The 17,192-nt window shown below is 59.8% G+C and carries 13 protein-coding genes and 2 pseudogenes; 10 read left to right on the top strand and 5 right to left on the bottom strand.

Annotated features, from left to right (window positions below; translation table 11 throughout):
- The first annotated feature begins 263 nt into the window (after positions 1-263).
- The 7 genes and pseudogenes from rapZ to secG all read left to right on the top strand — a co-directional run bounded on the left by rapZ (position 264) and on the right by secG (position 6,767).
- Positions 264-1,205 (top strand): RNase adapter RapZ, encoded by a 942-nt coding sequence (gene rapZ / locus EJ997_RS03875; RefSeq protein ID WP_126703420.1) that lies wholly within the window; start codon positions 264-266, stop codon positions 1,203-1,205.
- A gap of 3 nt (positions 1,206-1,208) precedes the next feature.
- On the top strand, positions 1,209-2,174 hold the full coding sequence (locus EJ997_RS03870; RefSeq protein ID WP_126703419.1) for a gluconeogenesis factor YvcK family protein: 966 nt from the start codon (positions 1,209-1,211) through the stop codon (positions 2,172-2,174).
- A gap of 69 nt (positions 2,175-2,243) precedes the next feature.
- Positions 2,244-3,226 (top strand): annotated as a pseudogene (whiA, locus tag EJ997_RS03865) (DNA-binding protein WhiA).
- Between the two features lie 202 nt (positions 3,227-3,428).
- Positions 3,429-4,435 (top strand): annotated as a pseudogene (gene gap, locus EJ997_RS03860) (type I glyceraldehyde-3-phosphate dehydrogenase).
- A 73-nt stretch (positions 4,436-4,508) separates the two neighbouring features.
- Positions 4,509-5,699, top strand: coding sequence for a phosphoglycerate kinase (locus EJ997_RS03855; protein WP_126703418.1), 1,191 nt, complete (start codon positions 4,509-4,511; stop codon positions 5,697-5,699).
- A complete protein-coding gene (gene tpiA, locus EJ997_RS03850; RefSeq protein ID WP_126703417.1) occupies positions 5,700-6,476 on the top strand; it encodes a triose-phosphate isomerase in 777 nt (258 codons plus the stop codon). It abuts the gene before it with no gap.
- 48 nt (positions 6,477-6,524) lie between these two features.
- Positions 6,525-6,767, top strand: coding sequence for a preprotein translocase subunit SecG (gene secG / locus EJ997_RS03845; protein ID WP_126703416.1), 243 nt, complete (start codon positions 6,525-6,527; stop codon positions 6,765-6,767).
- Between the two features lie 813 nt (positions 6,768-7,580).
- On the opposite strand, the gene EJ997_RS03840 is transcribed toward secG, so the two are convergent.
- Positions 7,581-8,225, bottom strand: coding sequence for a hypothetical protein (locus EJ997_RS03840; RefSeq protein WP_126703415.1), 645 nt, complete (start codon positions 8,223-8,225; stop codon positions 7,581-7,583).
- Positions 8,226-8,756: 531 nt separating this feature from the next.
- Here EJ997_RS03840 and EJ997_RS12855 point away from each other — a divergent pair.
- Positions 8,757-9,233, top strand: coding sequence for a hypothetical protein (locus EJ997_RS12855; RefSeq protein WP_164719770.1), 477 nt, complete (start codon positions 8,757-8,759; stop codon positions 9,231-9,233).
- A gap of 155 nt (positions 9,234-9,388) precedes the next feature.
- Here EJ997_RS12855 and EJ997_RS03835 read toward each other — a convergent pair whose 3' ends face one another.
- Genes EJ997_RS03835 through tkt form a run of 4 tightly spaced genes read right to left on the bottom strand, consistent with a single transcriptional unit; the run spans position 9,389 to position 15,014 of the window.
- Entirely contained in the window at positions 9,389-10,321 is a 933-nt protein-coding gene (locus EJ997_RS03835) for a glucose-6-phosphate dehydrogenase assembly protein OpcA (protein ID WP_164719768.1), read from the bottom strand.
- Positions 10,321-11,829, bottom strand: coding sequence for a glucose-6-phosphate dehydrogenase (gene zwf / locus EJ997_RS03830; RefSeq protein WP_126703413.1), 1,509 nt, complete (start codon positions 11,827-11,829; stop codon positions 10,321-10,323). Before zwf ends, EJ997_RS03835 begins: the two co-directional genes overlap by 1 nt.
- Positions 11,826-12,914: a transaldolase gene (gene tal, locus EJ997_RS03825; protein WP_126703412.1), complete on the bottom strand. Its 1,089-nt coding sequence runs from the start codon at positions 12,912-12,914 to the stop codon at positions 11,826-11,828. The genes zwf and tal overlap by 4 nt, the downstream gene beginning before the upstream one ends.
- Before the next feature lie 12 nt (positions 12,915-12,926).
- Positions 12,927-15,014, bottom strand: a complete 2,088-nt coding sequence (gene tkt / locus EJ997_RS03820) for a transketolase (protein WP_126703411.1) — start codon at positions 15,012-15,014, stop codon at positions 12,927-12,929.
- A gap of 299 nt (positions 15,015-15,313) precedes the next feature.
- Here tkt and EJ997_RS03815 point away from each other — a divergent pair, with 299 nt between their 5' ends.
- Together EJ997_RS03815 and xerD are read left to right on the top strand one after the other, a co-directional pair.
- Positions 15,314-16,282 (top strand): heme o synthase, encoded by a 969-nt coding sequence (locus EJ997_RS03815; protein ID WP_126703410.1) that lies wholly within the window; start codon positions 15,314-15,316, stop codon positions 16,280-16,282.
- Positions 16,279-17,190 (top strand): site-specific tyrosine recombinase XerD, encoded by a 912-nt coding sequence (gene xerD / locus EJ997_RS03810; RefSeq protein ID WP_126703409.1) that lies wholly within the window; start codon positions 16,279-16,281, stop codon positions 17,188-17,190. Before EJ997_RS03815 ends, xerD begins: the two co-directional genes overlap by 4 nt.
- The last annotated feature ends 2 nt before the right edge of the window (positions 17,191-17,192 follow it).

Raw genomic sequence — 17,192 nt, 5'->3', positions numbered from 1 at the left:
ACGATGCGGCTCGCCCTTGGCTTGTTGCGGTGACTTCAAAATAAGTGTTCCCAGTGCACGTCTACTTAGAGAACGGTTCACGTCCACCTTAATGAGATGAAAAGTGTGTTTGCGAAGCAGTTTTGCCGATTCAGCCACAAGACTCAGTTTCATGACGCCGATAGCCATGCGCTCCACACACGGTCAAATGTCAATCCTCAAAAGTTGCTGACTACGGGCGCTGAGCCTACCCGCGGATGGGACAAACCTGGCACGATAGGTACATGGACGAGAATGCGATTGATCAGACGGACTCCTTCCCCGCCTGGGTGCCCGGGGCAGAGGCTGAAGCTCACGTGCCCGAGCCAGAAGTTCCTGAGCTCATCATCATTTCCGGTATGTCCGGCGCCGGTAAATCCCGCGCCGCGGCCGTCCTAGAAGACCTCGACTGGTACGTGGTCGACAACCTCCCGCCAAGGCTCCTCAAAGCATTGACGGGCCTCATGTCTCCCGGTAGTTCTGTCAACCGCGTTGCTGTCGTTGCGGACGTGCGCGGCGGAAAGTTCTTTGATGACCTCATCGCCGTTCTTGATGAGTTGCGTGACGCCGGTGTTGAGCACCGCATTCTCTTCCTCGACTGTGATGATGACGTATTGGTGCAGCGGTACGAATCCGTTCGTCGTCCCCACCCGCTGCAGGACACCGGCCGCCTGCTCGACGCTGTTCATGCCGAGCGGGAAGCAGTTAAGACTCTGCGGGGCCGAGCAGACGCAATCGTCGACACGACGGATATGTCGGTCCATGACCTGGCCCGCCACGTGCGACAGCTTGTTGCCGCCGAAGGTGAGCTCCAGACTCGAGTCACTGTCATGTCGTTCGGCTTCAAATATGGGCTTCCCATGGATGCGGATCACGTGGTTGATGTGCGCTTTATCTCCAACCCCTACTGGATTGGCGAGCTACGTAACCTCACGGGCCACGACAAGCCCGTCCAGGACTATGTCCTCACCCAGGATGGGGTTACGCATTTTGTTAATGGCTATATAGACCTGATTTCTGGAATCCTGTCCGGATACGAGAGGGAGCTGAAGCCGAATGTCACCATTGCCATTGGGTGCACGGGCGGTAGGCACAGGAGCGTCGCCATTTCCGAGCGGGTTGCCGCCGGCCTGCGGGAGCGCGGCTCCCGGGTAGTCGTCGTCCACCGCGACCTCGGAAAGGAGTAGGCGATGCTACCCACCGGCTCCCGGGGCCCCAACGTGGTGGCCTTCGGCGGGGGGCACGGCCTCTACGCCACCCTTTCCGCACTCCGCCACGTCACCGATAATCTCACGGCAGTTGTCACCGTGGCGGACGATGGTGGATCGTCGGGCAGGCTCCGCACCGAGCTTGGCATCCTTCCGCCCGGTGACCTGCGCATGGCGCTGTCGGCGCTCTGTGACGATGACGAATGGGGGCACCTGTGGCGCGATGTTCTTCAACACCGCTACGTGACAGACGGCCCGCTCAACAACCATGCCACCGGCAATCTGCTGATCGCGGCACTGTGGAACCTTCTCGATGACCCGGTCAAGGGACTTGACGTTGTCGGCCGCCTCCTCAACGTACACGGCAGGGTCCTCCCCATGAGCAACGTGCCAATGGATATTGAGGCCGACGTTGACGACAACGGCCACCACAAGGTTATTCGCGGCCAGTCCCTGGTCGCAGTGGCTCCCGGGCGGGTTGAACAGGTACGCCTCATCCCCGAATCGGCCGACGCACACCCCGAAGTGCTTGGTGCAATCCAGGACGCTGACTGGTGCGTGTTTGGGCCAGGCTCCTGGTACACGTCCGTCATCCCCCACCTGATGCTTCCCGAGATTCGTAATGCCCTCAAGAACTCGAGCACGAAGATACTTTTGGCCCTGAACCTCACCAACGATGTTGAGACGAGCGACATGAGGCATGCTGATCACGTCACGAGCTTCGTCAAGTATTCCCGTGGGATCACGCCCACAGTGGTGCTTGCAGACCCAACATCAATCGATGACCTTTCCGCTCTCGATGAAGCTGTTGATGCCGTGGAAGCGAGGCTGGTTATGCGGCAAGTGAACCAAGCTGGGCGGGGTGATGTGCATGACCCGCTCCGGTTCGCCGCGGCCCTCCGAGACGCATTCGAGGGCACCATCACCGATGTATCGAGAGCCGACTGACCCGATAAAGGGGTAAGATCATTTAGCCCTCTGGGCTTTAATCTCTCAAGCAAAGGATGAGCTACACGAATGTCTGCCCTGACACCCGCCGTGAAAGATGAGCTGGCTTCAGTTGAATCCAGCATGGCCTCCGCGACGGTGGCTGAAATCGCCACGATGTTTCGGTTCGCAGGGGCATTCACATTAACTCCGGCCGCGTTGCCCTCCAGGCTGAACTTGGTCATGCCGGTAGTGCACGCCGCCTGAGAGAACTCGTGCACCGCGTCTACCGGGTTGAGCCAGAACTCCACACCGTGGCCAGCGGAAGCAGGGGAGCCCACCACTACGTCGTCCGCATCGGACGCGACGGTGAACGCATTGCCCGCCGTATTGGCCTCATTGATACGTACGGGCGTCCAGTCCGAGGTCTGCCGCCCACCGTCGTCGGCGGCTCCAAAGCTGACGCTGCTGCCTCGTGGCGCGGCGCGTTCCTGGCCCGCGGTGCCCTTCTTGAGCCGGGCCGCAACGCTTCCCTCGAAGTGATCTGCCCCGGCCTCGAAGCCTCATACGCCCTTGGCGGGCTGGCCCGCAGACTCGACATTACCTACCGCGCCCGCGAGTCCCGCGGTGCCTACCGGGTTGATATCCGGGAAGGCGACGGCATTGCCGCCATGCTTACCCGCATGGGAGCCAACGACGCCGTGATCCGCTGGGAGGAACTCCGCACCGTCCGGGAAGTTTCCGGAACGGCAAACAGGCTCGCCAACTTCGATGACGCGAATATGCGCAGAAGCGCCGACGCAGCGGTTATCGCAGTCATCAGGGTTAAGAGAGCCTTTGAGATCCTCGGTGACGACATTCCCGACAACCTTCGGGAGGCAGGGGAGTTCCGGATGAAGTACCCGGAAGATTCCTTGAACCTGCTGGGGGAGCGGCTCAACCCCGTCGCCACGAAGGACGCGGTCGCCGGCCGGCTCCGCAGGCTGAACACGATGGCGGACAAGAAGGCAGCCGAACTTGGGATTCCCAATACGGTGGATGCGGTTAACGATCTGCATCGCCGCAGAGGCTAATTTGATGGTCCATCGACCATTGCTGTAAGCCCACCGAGAACATTCTCACCAAAACCTATTGGTCCCATATAGAAAATCCCTGAAACTTGTATACTGATTTGTGGATCGGCCGGCCTACGTCGACCGTGAAGGACGAAGCCTCTTGGCTTCCCCAGACCAATCAATATATGTGCGCGAAGGGTCGCGCACGAGGAGGAATAGAGTGACTATTCGCGTTGGTATTAATGGCTTTGGCCGCATCGGCCGTAACTTCACCCGTGCAGTGCTGGAGTCCGGCGCTGACATCGAGATCGTTGCAGTTAACGACCTGACCGATAACGACACCCTCGCCCACCTGCTGAAGTACGACTCGATCCTCGGCACGCTCAAGGAAGAGGTCTCCGCTTCCGGTGACTCGATCACCGTTGCAGGCAAGACGATCAAGGCCCTCGAAGAGCGCGATCCCGCGAAGCTCCCCTGGGGCGAGCTCGGCGTTGACGTCGTCATCGAGTCGACTGGCCGCTTCACCGACGGCGACTCCGCTAAGGCACACATCGAAGCTGGCGCCAAGAAGGTCATCCTCTCGGCCCCGGCAAGAACATTGACGCAACGTTCGTCATGGGTGTGAACGAGAACGAGTACGATCCCGAGAACCACAACATCATCTCGAACGCATCCTGCACGACCAACTGCCTCGCACCCCTTGCGAAGGTCATGCACGAAGAGTTCGGCATTGTCCGCGGCCTCATGACCACGGTTCACGCCTACACCGCTGACCAGAACCTCCAGGACGGCCCGCACAAGGACCTCCGTCGCGCCCGCGCCGCAGCCCTCTCCATCATCCCGACCTCGACCGGTGCTGCACAGGCTGTTGCTCTCGTGCTCCCCGAGCTCAAGGGCAAGTTCGATGGCTACGCACTCCGCGTTCCCACCCCGACCGGTTCTGCAACCGACCTCACCTTCACCGCTGAGAAGGAGGTCTCCGTCGAGGCCGTTAACGCAGCAGTGAAGAAGGCTGCTGAGACCGAGGGGCTCAAGGGCATCCTCGTCTACACCGAGGACCCGATTGTTTCGAAGGACATCGAGGGCCACCCGGCTTCGTCGATCTTCGACTCCGGCCTCACCAAGGTCATCGGCGACCAGGTCAAGGTTGTCTCCTGGTACGACAACGAGTGGGGCTACGCTAACCGTGTTGTCGACCTCGCTGTCCTCGTCGGCTCGAAGCTCTGAACTCTAGGTAGTTAAGACTGACGCCCGCGCCACCCATCCCGGGTACGCGGGCGTCATTCTTGGAAGGAACACTATGAAGACTCTTGAATCCCTGGGCGACGTACGCGGCAAGACCGTTCTCGTCCGCTCCGACTTCAACGTCCCGCTCGACGGCGACACCATCACCGACGATGGTCGTATCAAAGCAGCGCTCCCGACTCTGACCCGCCTCGCAGAAGCTGGCGCGAAGGTTCTGGTCATGGCGCACCTGGGCCGCCCGAAGGGCAAGCCGGACCCCAAGTTCTCCCTCGCCCCGGTTGCTAAGCGCCTCGGCGAGCTCGTCGGCCAGGACGTTGTCCTTGCCGAAGACACCGTTGGCGAAAGCGCCAAGCAGGTAGCCGCCTCCCTCGAAGAAGGCCAGATCGCCCTCGTCGAAAACGTTCGTTTCGACGGCCGCGAAACCTCGAAGGACGACGCGGAGCGCTCCGCACTTGCCGAGGAGTACGCGGCACTTGCTGATCTCTACGTTTCGGACGGCTTCGGTGTTGTTCACCGTAAGCAGGCCTCCGTGTACGACATCGCCCAGAAGCTGCCCTCGGCGGCCGGCGAGCTCGTGTTCAAGGAGATCGACTCCCTGTCGAAGGCAACGAACAACCCGGATCGTCCCTACGTTGTGATCCTCGGTGGTTCGAAGGTTTCCGACAAGCTTGGTGTCATCAAGAACCTCCTCGAAAAGGCTGATCGCCTCCTCATCGGTGGCGGCATGGCATTCACCTTCCTTAAGGCACAGGGCTACGGCGTTGGCTCCTCCCTCCTCGAAGAGGACCAGGTCGACACCGTCAAGGGCTACCTCGAAACCGCCAAGGAACGCGGCGTTGAGATCGTTCTGCCCGTCGACGTCGTTGTCGCGCCCGAGTTCAAGGCAGATGCACCGGCAACGGTCGTTGACGCCGACTCGATCCCGGACGACCAGATGGGTCTCGACATTGGCCCGAAGTCGGCCGAGCTCTATGCCTCGAAGATCGCTGACGCGAAGACCGTTGTCTGGAACGGCCCCATGGGCGTGTTCGAGTTCGACGCGTTCGCAGGCGGCACCAAGGCCGTTGCTCAGGCTATGTCTGATGGCTCCGGCTACTCAATCGTCGGTGGAGGAGACTCCGCCGCAGCAGTTCGCACTCTCGGTTTCGACGAGGCGACCTTCTCCCACATTTCCACCGGCGGTGGCGCCTCCCTCGAATTCCTCGAGGGCAAGGACCTGCCGGGCATCTCAATCCTGGAGGACTAAATGGCACGCACCCCGCTTATGGCAGGCAACTGGAAGATGAACCTCGATCACCTCGAGGCTAATCAGCTCGTCCAGAAATTGGCATGGACGCTGAAGGACATGAAGCACGACTACTCGCAGGTCGAAGTTGTTGTTGTTCCGCCCTTCACCGATCTCCGCACCGTCCAGACCGTTGTCGACGCTGACAAGCTCGAAATCGGTTACGGCTCGCAGGACATCTCCGCCCACGACGGCGGAGCATACACCGGCGAGATCTCGGCCTCGATGTTGACCGCACTCGGCGTCACCTACGCCGTCATCGGACACTCGGAGCGCCGCGAATACCACAACGAGTCCGACGAACTGGTCAATGCGAAGTCGCAGAAGGCCATCGCCGCCGGCATCACCCCCATTATTTGCGTTGGTGAGGGCCTTGACGTCCGCAAGGCAGGCGACCAGGTATCATTCACGCTCGCTCAGGTTGAGGGCGCTCTCAAGGACATCGCTGCGGAGAACGTTGCAAAGCTCGTCATTGCCTACGAGCCCGTCTGGGCCATTGGCACCGGCGAGGTCGCAACCCCGGCTGACGCTCAGGAAGTCTGCGGAGCGATCCGCGAAAAGATTGCTGAGCTGTACGACCGGGAGACCGCCGACGCCACCCGTATCCTCTACGGTGGTTCCGTCAAGTCGTCGAACATCGCTGACATCATGGCCGAGAAGGACGTTGACGGTGCACTCGTTGGTGGAGCATCGCTCCAGGCTGACGAGTTCGCCAAGATCGTTCGCTACAACGGTTAGGCTGACCCGTTCGGGTCGTCTACACTAGACTCGGACCGAAAGGACATCGTGGACATTCTTAAAACGATCATCACCGTACTTCTGGTGATCACCTCACTGTTGCTTGTACTCTCCATCCTGCTCCACAAGGGCAAGGGCGGAGGCGTCTCCGACATGTTCGGCGGCGGAATGTCGACGGCCATGCGTTCATCGGGCGTGGCTGAGCGGAACCTTAACCGCATCACGGTCGGCATCGCAGTCACGTGGGGCGTCTGCATTATCCTCTACGGTCTCATCGTCAAGTTCCTTTAGACGACCAAGACATGAAGTTCCTCCCGGGCATTGCCTGGGAGGAACTTTTTGGTACGAGTGCGGGTAACAATGTGCGCGGAGGGTTGCTGAAGAGACCGAGCTCCTCGATAGGATCGCTATCCATCCCTGGATCCCTGTGTTAAGACTGTTGGCTCCGCCTTGGGATGTTTCAAGCAACGGTAGGTTGTCGTACGCGTGCGATAACAAGGCTGATAGTGATGAAAGCTACGCCGATGTTATGTCCTACAAGACAGCGATGCGGTTAGCAATGCGCAACCGTAGTCCACGACCTGATTCAGTTCAATGATGAGGTGCCAGCGGCGAGCGGATCTAGGAGGTCGCAGAGGCCTGGGTGCTACTCGGATGACGATTATCGCTTTAGTTGTGCTTCGCACGGCATATGCGGCACTAATCGGTGCGGTTCTCGGTGTTGTTGTCATAGGAAGCATTATCACCGGACGCATGAATGCTTTGCCCCCGGTCGATTTCGTGATTGGAGTCGGGATTTTGTCGGTTATCGCAGCCTTAGTGTCAACCCTTCCACCCGCCGTATATGCGGCACACCGCGATCCCGTTGGAGTACTACGGACGCCATAATCGAAACCGGTTGATCTTGATTACCTCACCTTTGTATCAGCAAAAGATATATCAACAAGTTAACGGGAAAGCTGCCCGGGTTAAGACAATGCCTTACTAGAAGAATTTGTCACATCTTCTATGCGCTCTAGTATTCCAGGCGATCCGAGGGGCTTACTGATGGAACTTCCTTCACGCAAATTGGTGCGTTCCGAGTCATCTTTTATCCTTGGCGGGTCAGTCCAGCCACCAGGTGTCCGCGTCGATCAACCAATGGCTCCTAATTGTCAGTGCACGCTCAAGCGCGGCAAAGATGCCCGCAACGAGGAGCGTGCCGTTGAGCCAGCCGGGAAGATTTATTGGGGAAACGAAGGTTCCGATGTTCTCGGCAACCCATTCAATCTCTGAAATCCGCTGCACGAGCAAAGGTATGAATACGGCAAGGCCGATGAGGAGGGTTGCTATGGCGGTCCAGGAGATGATGCGGGATGCGAGCGGATGTCGGCGAGCAAATGCCGCTCTCAAGCCTTCGAGGGAGTTTCTATGTGGTTTGAGTAGGACAGGGTCACCGACGCCTGGCTCATAGTGCATTCGCTGGGCACCATAGAGGGAGAGGTCCGCGTGAATGAGCCCGCCCGGTACAGGGAAGCGAACAGGATAGGACCCGACGGCGGTTTGAACTCCGTCTGTATAAAGGCGAATGTCCCAGTCAAAGTAGTCGACGTCGACCGTGTACTCGCGAAGTTGATCATCCTCGTGGTCACCGTCCTTCAGAGCAATCGAGAACGTCGAGCGCCATAAACACTCCCACCGCCGATAGGGCTTCAGTGCGCTACCGTTGCCTGCGCGGATCTTCTTTGATGGCTTGCGTCTCCTGCTCACTCGATCCAGGCTACCGGAGCACGTACCCGAACGCGCTCGGGCACAACCAAACCTTAGAAAAGAGTGCCAGCGATCCTGCCCACCCCTCTTCTATCTCGAACTTGGAAGCGTTAGGTGTTTTCTGAATGGATTTCCATCTGGAGTTCGGTTTAGCGCCAAAGTTTGTGCATCACACGTTTTGATGGCGTTAGCGCTAATGTGGTGTAAAGCAAAGTCTTAGGCCACTGCGTCAGTGTTGACGCTTCTCAAGTGACGGGTAATCGAAGGGTGACGGGCATGTTTGCTGGCTTAGGAAACTCCCGGAGCACGGGGGCGAGGGGCAAAGTTGTCACTCTTGGCCTTGCTGTGGGGTTCTGGCTTGCCACTTGCGGAAGTAGTGGTGACACTTCGCAACCGGACGACATGGAAACCCTGACGACAGGTCCGGTTGAGAGCGAGTTGCCCGAGAACGAGACCGGTACGCCGTAAACCGATGACGATCCAACACAGGGAGAGCCAGATCGGTTAACTCCTCAAGTTGTGGTTCCCGCATTGGCTTCCGGCGAACCGACGAAACTATCGGACAAAATGCATGCGCCTGCCCTGGTTGATGGAACAATACGCCTGATTGGTGAAACCGAGCTCGCACGTATGTGGGTGGCTCGTTCCATACCGGCACGAGGTCTTTCTGGGGCGAGCGACGTGTGTCATTTTGTGGGCTTACCGAATAAGCATGGCGATCTGGAGAAGTTTGCCGGGGGATGTTCGCCGTCGGAACAGATACACCGTATGGGTGTTGGTGGGACACTTGATGGCCCGAACGTTCGGGGCCTGTCCTATGTTCTGATTCCGGCGGATGCTGACGGCACTCGGGTGACCACCAGATCTGGCGAGCCTGTCGAAGGTTTTGAACTGATCGAAAAGGACGGAACTCAGATATTGTTGTGGCCTTTGGACATGCAGGAGGATGTTGACGAGCCACTCGTGGTGCCCCGAGATAATGGTGGGTTCCAGCTACCCGACTGGTAGCCCACTCTATGACCATCAGTGCATTCCGCAGCATCGTATTGCGCTTTGTGAACTGTGCTTTGTCATGGACGAGCACGGGGTGGGGCGACCGTGTGGCCGCCCCACCCCTACCGATAGGCTACGTGTTCTTAGGGTATCTGGTCCTTAGCTAAGTGTTAGCAACCGGGAATGATGCCGTTCCCAAACGCCTCGAGGACATGGCCGTAGGAGATGTCCGGGACCATGCGCTGGAGTTCCTCCGTGAGGCGGTTCTCCTGAGTACGGGTCTCGAGACGAACTCGCTGGGTCTTGCGACCGGGACGAATCATCTCGGCGGTTGTCTCACCCACCTTGCGGTGAAGGACGAGATCGCCGGATGCTCGGCTCAGCGTGATCTTCTCAAGCCCGTAACCCTGCGAATCTTCCAAGGTGACGGGAGCATCGAGTCGAAGTGCCAACCAGGACGCCATCAGGTACGTTGAGGCGTGCTCGAGCGATCCCTGGACCCTAGCCGATTCAACAGCCTCGAAGGGTGGCTCGTCGAGCATGGCAGCGAGGTTGCCGCGCCACAGCGTACATCCAGCCCAGCTCATGTCAGTGTCGCCAGGGGTGTAGTTCTTTGCGAGATCCTTGAGGAGCGGAACGGGATTCGTGTGAGCGATCGTGTTCGTGATCCGTCGGTTCGCAAGACGCCCGATGGGATGCTCGGCCGGGTTGGCCGGAGCATCCTCGGACCACCAGACGACGACCGGTGCCTCGGGAAGGAGGAGGGGGAGAAGCAGGGAGGTGGGGTTCGCTCCTGCGCCACCGAGGGGACGCAGGATGATGATCTCCGAGACTCCGGCCTCTCCACCGACGCGTAGTTCGGCACCGAGGCTTGCCTCGTTGACGTCTGCCTGCGTGTCCGGCAGGTAGGCGATGATGCGACACGGGTGGGAGAGTGATGCTGCGTCCGCAGCATCGAGGGCTGCCTCGATCGACTCGTTGTTGCGAGCAACAACGATGAGGGTAAGGACCTTGCCGAGAGTGAGGGAACCGAACTTGTCACGCAGGTGGTCAAGTTCAGCGGCCACGTCGGCGGATGTGGTCGATGACAGGTGAAGAATCACTACGCTCTCCTCCAAGCACGACCGTCACGGGCCAGCATGTGGTCCGATGACAGTGGTCCCCAGGAACCCGGGGGATAGGTGTCGATCGTGTCGAGCGTGTCCCAATACTCGAAGGCCCTGTCCAGGATCTTCCAGGACTCCTCAACTTCCTTCTGCTGTGGGAAGAGCGGTGGCTCGCCCAGCAACACGTCAAGGATGAGTCGCTCGTACGCCTCCGGGGTGTATTCGGTGAACGCGTGACCGTAGGAGAAGTCCATCGTCACGTCGCGAACATTGAACGACGCACCGGGAACCTTGACACCGAAACGGAAGGTCACCCCTTCATCCGGCTGGATCCGGATGACAAGCGTGTTGTTGGACTGGCCCGCGGTCACTCGCTGCTCAAAGGGTAGGAAGTGGGGACGCTTGAACACGATCGCAATCTCGGTGACACGGCGTGCGAGACGCTTGCCGGTACGAACATAGAACGGGACGCCCTGCCAGCGGCGCGTACGCACCGCTAGGCGAAGGGCCGCGTACGTGTCGGTCACCGAATCGGCGGGAATGTTCTCTTCATCCAGGTAGGCCTTGACGAACTTGCCGCCCTGCCAGCCCTCTGAATACTGGGCGCGGATTGCCGACTGGTCGACCGGACCAAAGAAGTCGAGTGCGGACAGCACCTTCTCCTTTTCCTGGCGCAGATCGTGCGGGCTGAAGGAAACGGGTTCCTCCATGGCGGTCAGTGCGAGTAGCTGAAGGAGGTGGTTCTGGATAACGTCCTTGGCCGAACCGACGCCGTCGTAGTAGCCGGCGCGGGAACCAATACCGATGTTCTCCGCCATCGTGATCTGCACGTGGTCGATGTGGTCGGAGTTCCACAGCGGCTCGTACAGTTCGTTGGAGAACCGGAGGCTCAGAAGGTTCTGAACCGTTTCCTTACCCAGGTAATGATCAATGCGGAAGACATCTTCGGGCGCAAATACCTCGGTCACCAGATCGTTAAGCTCCTGGGACGACTCGAGGTCGTGACCAAAGGGCTTCTCGATAACGACCCTCCGCCAGCCCTCCGGGTGCTCCGACAGCCCAGCTTCGCCAAGCTGTGTCAGCACCGTGGGGAATAGATCCGGCGGCACTGCTAGATAGAACGCGTGGTTGCCACCCGTTCCCTGCTGTTCGTCGAGTTCGTCCAGCTTGTCGCGCAGGTCCTGGAACGTCTTGGCCTCGTCGTACTGACCCATGACCACGGAAATAGAACCCATGAACTGGTCGAAGACGCGCTGATCAAAAGGTGTCTGAGCAAAGTTGCGGATGGACTCCTCGACCAGTTCCTCCAACGGAACCTTGAGCCGCCGCGCCACGCCGGTAATGGCGAAGGAGGGCGGCAGGAGACCGTGGGAGGCAAGATCGTAGAGCGCTGGCAGGATCTTGCGGTCCGAGAGGTCGCCGGTAATGCCGAAGAGCACGAGGCTACAGGGCCCCGCGATCTTCGGCAACCGGCGATCCTCCGGATGTCTTAACGGATTCGTCACGAGTCCAGTTTGTCCTTCACGGTGTCGAGAAGTGAGTTCCAGGACTCTTCGAACTTGACGACGCCCTCATCCTCGAGCTGCTGGGTGACGTCACCGAGGTTCACGCCAACGCGTGCCAGGTCCGCGAGGACCGAGCGAGCATTGTCGTACTGGTCGCGTACCGTGTCACCACGAACAACTGAGCCCTCGAACGCCGCGTCGAGCGTCTTCTCCGGCATCGTGTTTACGACGCCTTCGGTGACGAGCTCGTCGACGTAAAGGGTGGGGGAGTAGTCGGGGTTCTTCGTTCCCGTCGACGCCCACAGGGGACGCTGCACGTGAGCGCCCTTTTCCTTGAGAGCCTCGAAGCGAGGCGAAGAGAAGATCTCCTCGTATGCCTCGTACATGAGGTGGGCGTTAGCAAGAGCGACCTTGCCCTGAAGCTCGAGCGCCTCTCCACCGATCTCGCCGAGTCGCTTGTCTACCTCAGCGTCGATGCGCGAGATAAAGACGGAGGCCACGGAATGGATCGTTGCGAGATCAATACCGGCTTCGGCGGCCTGCTCGAGACCATCGATGTAGGCCTCGGCCACCGCACGGTACCGGTCGAGCGAGAAGATCAGGGTCACGTTGACGGAAATGCCTGCCGCGATCGTCTGGGTGATAGCGGGCAAGCCTTCTACGGTTGCCGGGATCTTGATGAGAGCGTTCGGGCGGTCAACAGTGTCCCAGAGTTGCGTGGCTTGGGCGACCGTCGCATCGGTCTCCTTCGCAAGGCGAGGATCGACCTCGATGGACACGCGTCCGTCATAGCCGCCCGTTGCCGAGTAAATCTCAGCGAACAGGTCGCAGGCCTCACGAACGTCGTCCGTGGTCATGGCCTCAACTGCGGCCTCGGCGCCCTTGCCCTTAAACGAGGCAAGCTGCTCCTCGTATCCATCGCCGGACGAGATAGCGGCCTGGAAGATCGACGGGTTCGTCGTGACACCGACAACGTTCTTCTCGGCGATCAGTGATTCGAGGTTACCGCTGGTCAGTCGCGACCGGGAAAGGTCGTCCAGCCAGATCGACACACCCGCGTCAGATAACTTTTGAAGGTTAGTCATTTTGCTTGTTCCTTACTTCAGGGAGTCAAGGGACTCGCGGGCTGCATTGACAACCGCCTCGGCGTTGATACCGAACTTCTCGAAGAGCAGTGCGCCGTCGGCCGATGCACCGTAGTGGTCGATACCAACCGAGCGGCCGTGATCGCCGACGATGCCGGCCCAGCCGAAGGTGGCGCCAGCCTCAACGGAGACACGTGCCTTGACATCGGTCGGGATGACCGAGTTGCGGTATTCGGCGTCCTGCTCATTGAACCATTCGAGCGAAGGCATGGAAACGACGCGGGCGCCGATGCCTTCCTTCGCGAGCTCCTCGCGTGCCTTCACAGCGTGCTGGACCTCGGAGCCGGTGCCGATGAGGACAACGTCAACCGCGCCGGTCGGGGAGTCAGCAAGGACGTAGCCGCCCTTGAGAACGCCCTCGGCCGAAGCGAACTCGTCGCGGTCAAAGACCGGGAGGCCCTGGCGTGAGAGGACCAAGCCGGCGGGGCGATCGTTGCGCTCGAGAATGCCGCGCCATGCGTACGAGGTCTCGTTTGCATCTGCCGGGCGGACAATGTCGAGGCCCGGGATTGCACGGAGTGCCCACAGGTGCTCGATCGGCTGGTGGGTGGGGCCGTCCTCGCCCACACCGACGGAGTCGTGCGTCCACACGAAGGTCGACGGTGTACCCATGAGAGCGGCGAGGCGAACAGCGCCGCGCATGTAGTCCGAGAACACGAGGAAGGTACCTGCGTAGGGGCGAGTGGTTCCTTGCAGGGCAATACCGTTGGTGATGGCACCCATGGCATGCTCGCGAATACCGAAGTGCAGGGTACGGCCGTAGATGTTGCCCTGGAAGAGCTCCGACTGGCGATCCTCGGGGAGGAACGACGGCTCGCCCTTCATTGTCGTGTTGTTCGAACCGGCGAGGTCGGCGGAGCCGCCCCACAGCTCGGGCAGAACCGGAGCAAGAGCGGTCAGGACAGCGCCGGAGGCGGCGCGAGTGGCGAGACCCTTCTCGGTTCCGAAGACGGGAAGTGCTTCCTCCCAGCCTTCAGGAAGCTCACGCTTAATGAGCCGGTCGAATAGGTCGGCACGCTCACCGGCGTTCTCACGCCATGAGTCAAAGGCAGGCTGCCAGGCTTCCCGAGCCTCAGCAGCACGCTTAGCGGCGTTGCCACGGGTGTAGTCGATGACCTCGTCATCAACCTGGAAGTCCTTCTCCGGGTCGAGGCCAAGGTTTTCCTTCAGACCCTTGATCTCGTCGGCGCCGAGGGCGGAACCGTGCGCAGCGCCGGTGCCCTGGGCCTTCGGTGCGGGCCAAGCAATGATCGTGGAGAGGCGGATAATCGACGGCTGGTCGGTGACCTTCTGTGCCTCGACGATGGCGTTGTAGAGGGCCTCGGGGTCCTCCTTGTAATCCGAACCACCGTTGGTCCAGTCCACCGTCTGGGTGTGCCAGCCGTAGGCCTCGTAGCGCTTGAGGACGTCCTCGTTGAACGCAATATTGGTGTCATCCTCAATCGAGATCTGGTTATCGTCCCAGATAAGGATGAGGTTGCCGAGATGCTGGGTGCCAGCAAGCGACGAAGCCTCGGAGGTAATGCCCTCCTGGAGGCAGCCATCACCGGCGATGACGTAAACGAAGTGGTCGAAGGGGGACTCACCCTGAGGGGTCTCCGGATCGAACAGGCCGTGCTCGCGGCGAGCGTTGTAGGCCATACCAACAGCGGAAGCCAGCCCCTGGCCGAGCGGGCCGGTCGTGACCTCGATGCCGTCGGTGTGGCCAAACTCGGGGTGTCCGGGGGTAATCGAATCCCAGGTGCGGAGAGCCTTTAGGTCATCAAGCTCAACGCCGCCGCCCGTGAGGAACAGCTGGTTGTAGTGGGTCAGCGAGGAGTGACCGGCGGACATGACGAAGCGGTCGCGACCAACCCAGCGGGGCTCGGCCGGATCAAAACGCATGACCTTATTGAAAAGAACGTAGGCGGCAGGTGCGAGAGAGATCGCGGTGCCGGGGTGTCCGTTACCAACCTTTTGAACCGCATCAGCGGCAAGAGCACGAGTCGTGTCGACAGCCCGCTGGTCGAGTTCGGTCCAGGTAAAAGATTGGGAAGCCATATGTGTCTCCTTGTAGATGCGTTGAATGTGGGCGGATGAGTCCGAGTCTAGTCTGCAAATGGTCACGACTTCACGGATATCTCAGAAGTTTCGCCAAGCGGGTATTTAGCGCGGGTAAAAGTGCAGGGACAATGCGCGCGGCAGTGTTGTTGGACACGCATCGGGTAGCACCTTTGCTCGTAAGCCGGGGCATAACGGACCGAAAGTCCTAGTTCACCACATTTTCCTTCTGGTACTAGGTTTTCCGCCATACTAGTGGGATAGACTGTGGCACCAACGGTCGTGAAAAGGTGGTTTGTGTGAGTCAGCGGTCAACGTCAGATCTCGAATTCGAGAACGTCGATTCTCCTACCGAGAAGGCCCCGCAACCCCTCCACCCGAGGGGAAAGAAACGGTCTATCGTCGCAGCATATATCGCTCTCACGAAGCCCCGTATCATTGAGCTCTTGCTGACCACGACGGTTCCCACCGTTATTCTTGCCGCGGATGGATGGCCGACGTGGCAGGTCATGATTTCCTGCATTGTCTTCGGCTACCTTGCATCCGGCTCGGCTAACGCCTACAACATGGTTCTCGACCGGGACATTGATGCCGTCATGAACCGGACCAAGCAGCGTCCCCTCGTGACCGGTGAGATCAGCCCGCGTGCCGCCACGATCTTCGCCACCGTTATCGGCATCATTTCGATTATTGGATTCGGTGTCTTCACGAACTGGCTCGCTGGCGCTCTTGCGGCCGTGGCGATCCTGCTGTACGTCGTGCTGTACACGATCATCCTGAAGCGCCGCACCGACCAGAACATTGTCTGGGGTGGAGCCGCAGGCTGCATGCCTGTCCTTATTGCTTGGGCAGCACAGACCGGCACACTCGACTGGCCTGCTGTCATTCTCTTCCTTGTGATCTTCTTCTGGACCCCGCCGCACTACTGGCCACTATCCATGAAGTTCAAGAAGGACTACCGCCGCGCCGGTGTGCCCATGCTTGGTGCCGTTGCCGACGATCTGACCGTTGCGAAGCGCGTCCTTGTTTATGCCGCCGCTACGATTATCGCAACCCTTGCTTTGATCCCGGTTGCGCCGATGGGCTGGATCTACTCGGTCGCGGCAATCTTGTCCGGCACCTGGTTCATGTGGTCCTGCATTGACCTCTTCCGTCATGCCCGCAACCCTGAGCTCGGTAAGCCGAAGGCCATGAAGGTTTTCCACGGCTCCATCTACTACCTCGCGATCGTCTTCATCGCAGTGGCAGTCGACCCGTTCTTCGTGTGAAACCACAGCGCGCTGTCGCCGGTTATCTGAACTCTATTGCCGTCGAGCGCTCCCTGTCCGACAACACCGTCTCCGCATATTCGCGAGACCTCGACCGTTATCTCGCGTACCTCGACACCCTCGCCATTGAGAACCTGTCGGACTTAACGGGGGAGCAGGTCGCGGGCTTTGCCGAGTACTTGAGCGATGAAGGGCTGGCTCCGTCATCTCTTGCCCGCACGCTGACGGCAGTGCGGTCTTTTCACAAGTTTGCTCTCGGCGAGGGCTGGACCGAAGACAACCCGGCCAAGGACCTCAAGTTACCCAAGCAGGACAAGCGGCTCCCCAAGCCCATCAGCATTGAGGAAGTCACGGCACTGATCGACGCGGCGAGCATTCCCGATCCGCCCATCGGTCCCCGCGACCAGGCACTTATGGAAGTGCTTTACGGGACCGGGGCACGTATTTCCGAGGCAGTTGGCCTGGCCATTGATGATGTTGATCTGGAAGGCCACGCGGTACGGCTGTTCGGTAAAGGCCGAAAAGAGCGAGTCGTTCCCCTCGGCTCCTACGCAATCGACGCCATCGAGGCATACCTGGTTCGGGCCCGGCCGGAACTTGCTTCCAAAGGAAAAGGCACTCCCGCACTGTTCTTGAACACCCTCGGTCGGCCGCTGTCGCGCCAGTCGGCCTGGGCCGTTATCCAGGCCTGTGCGGATCGTGCCGGGATTACTTCCCATATCTCGCCCCATACTCTCCGTCACTCGTACGCAACACACCTCTTATCGGGTGGTGCGGATGTCAGGGTCGTTCAGGAGCTCCTCGGGCATTCATCGGTCACGACGACGCAGATCTACACGGCTGTGAGCATTGAGACCCTGAAGGAAACCTTCGCCACATCGCACCCACGTGCACGATCGGCCCGCTAATT

The organism is Flaviflexus ciconiae, assembly GCF_003971195.1.
Classification (GTDB): Bacteria; Actinomycetota; Actinomycetes; order Actinomycetales; family Actinomycetaceae; genus Flaviflexus; species Flaviflexus ciconiae.
The sequence above is the reverse complement of the archived record's forward strand: the minus strand, read 5'-3'. Positions and strand labels throughout refer to the sequence as shown.

Bases quoted from the DNA above. Each gene is read 5' to 3' on its own strand.
- tkt (WP_126703411.1), bottom strand. From the start codon at position 15,014: ATGGCTTCCCAATCTTTTACCTGGACCGAACTCGACCAGCGGGCTGTC.
- tpiA (WP_126703417.1), top strand. From the start codon at position 5,700: ATGGCACGCACCCCGCTTATGGCAGGCAACTGGAAGATGAACCTCGAT.
- EJ997_RS03870 (WP_126703419.1), top strand. From the start codon at position 1,209: ATGCTACCCACCGGCTCCCGGGGCCCCAACGTGGTGGCCTTCGGCGGG.
- EJ997_RS03855 (WP_126703418.1), top strand. From the start codon at position 4,509: ATGAAGACTCTTGAATCCCTGGGCGACGTACGCGGCAAGACCGTTCTC.
- rapZ (WP_126703420.1), top strand. From the start codon at position 264: ATGGACGAGAATGCGATTGATCAGACGGACTCCTTCCCCGCCTGGGTG.
- tal (WP_126703412.1), bottom strand. From the start codon at position 12,914: ATGACTAACCTTCAAAAGTTATCTGACGCGGGTGTGTCGATCTGGCTG.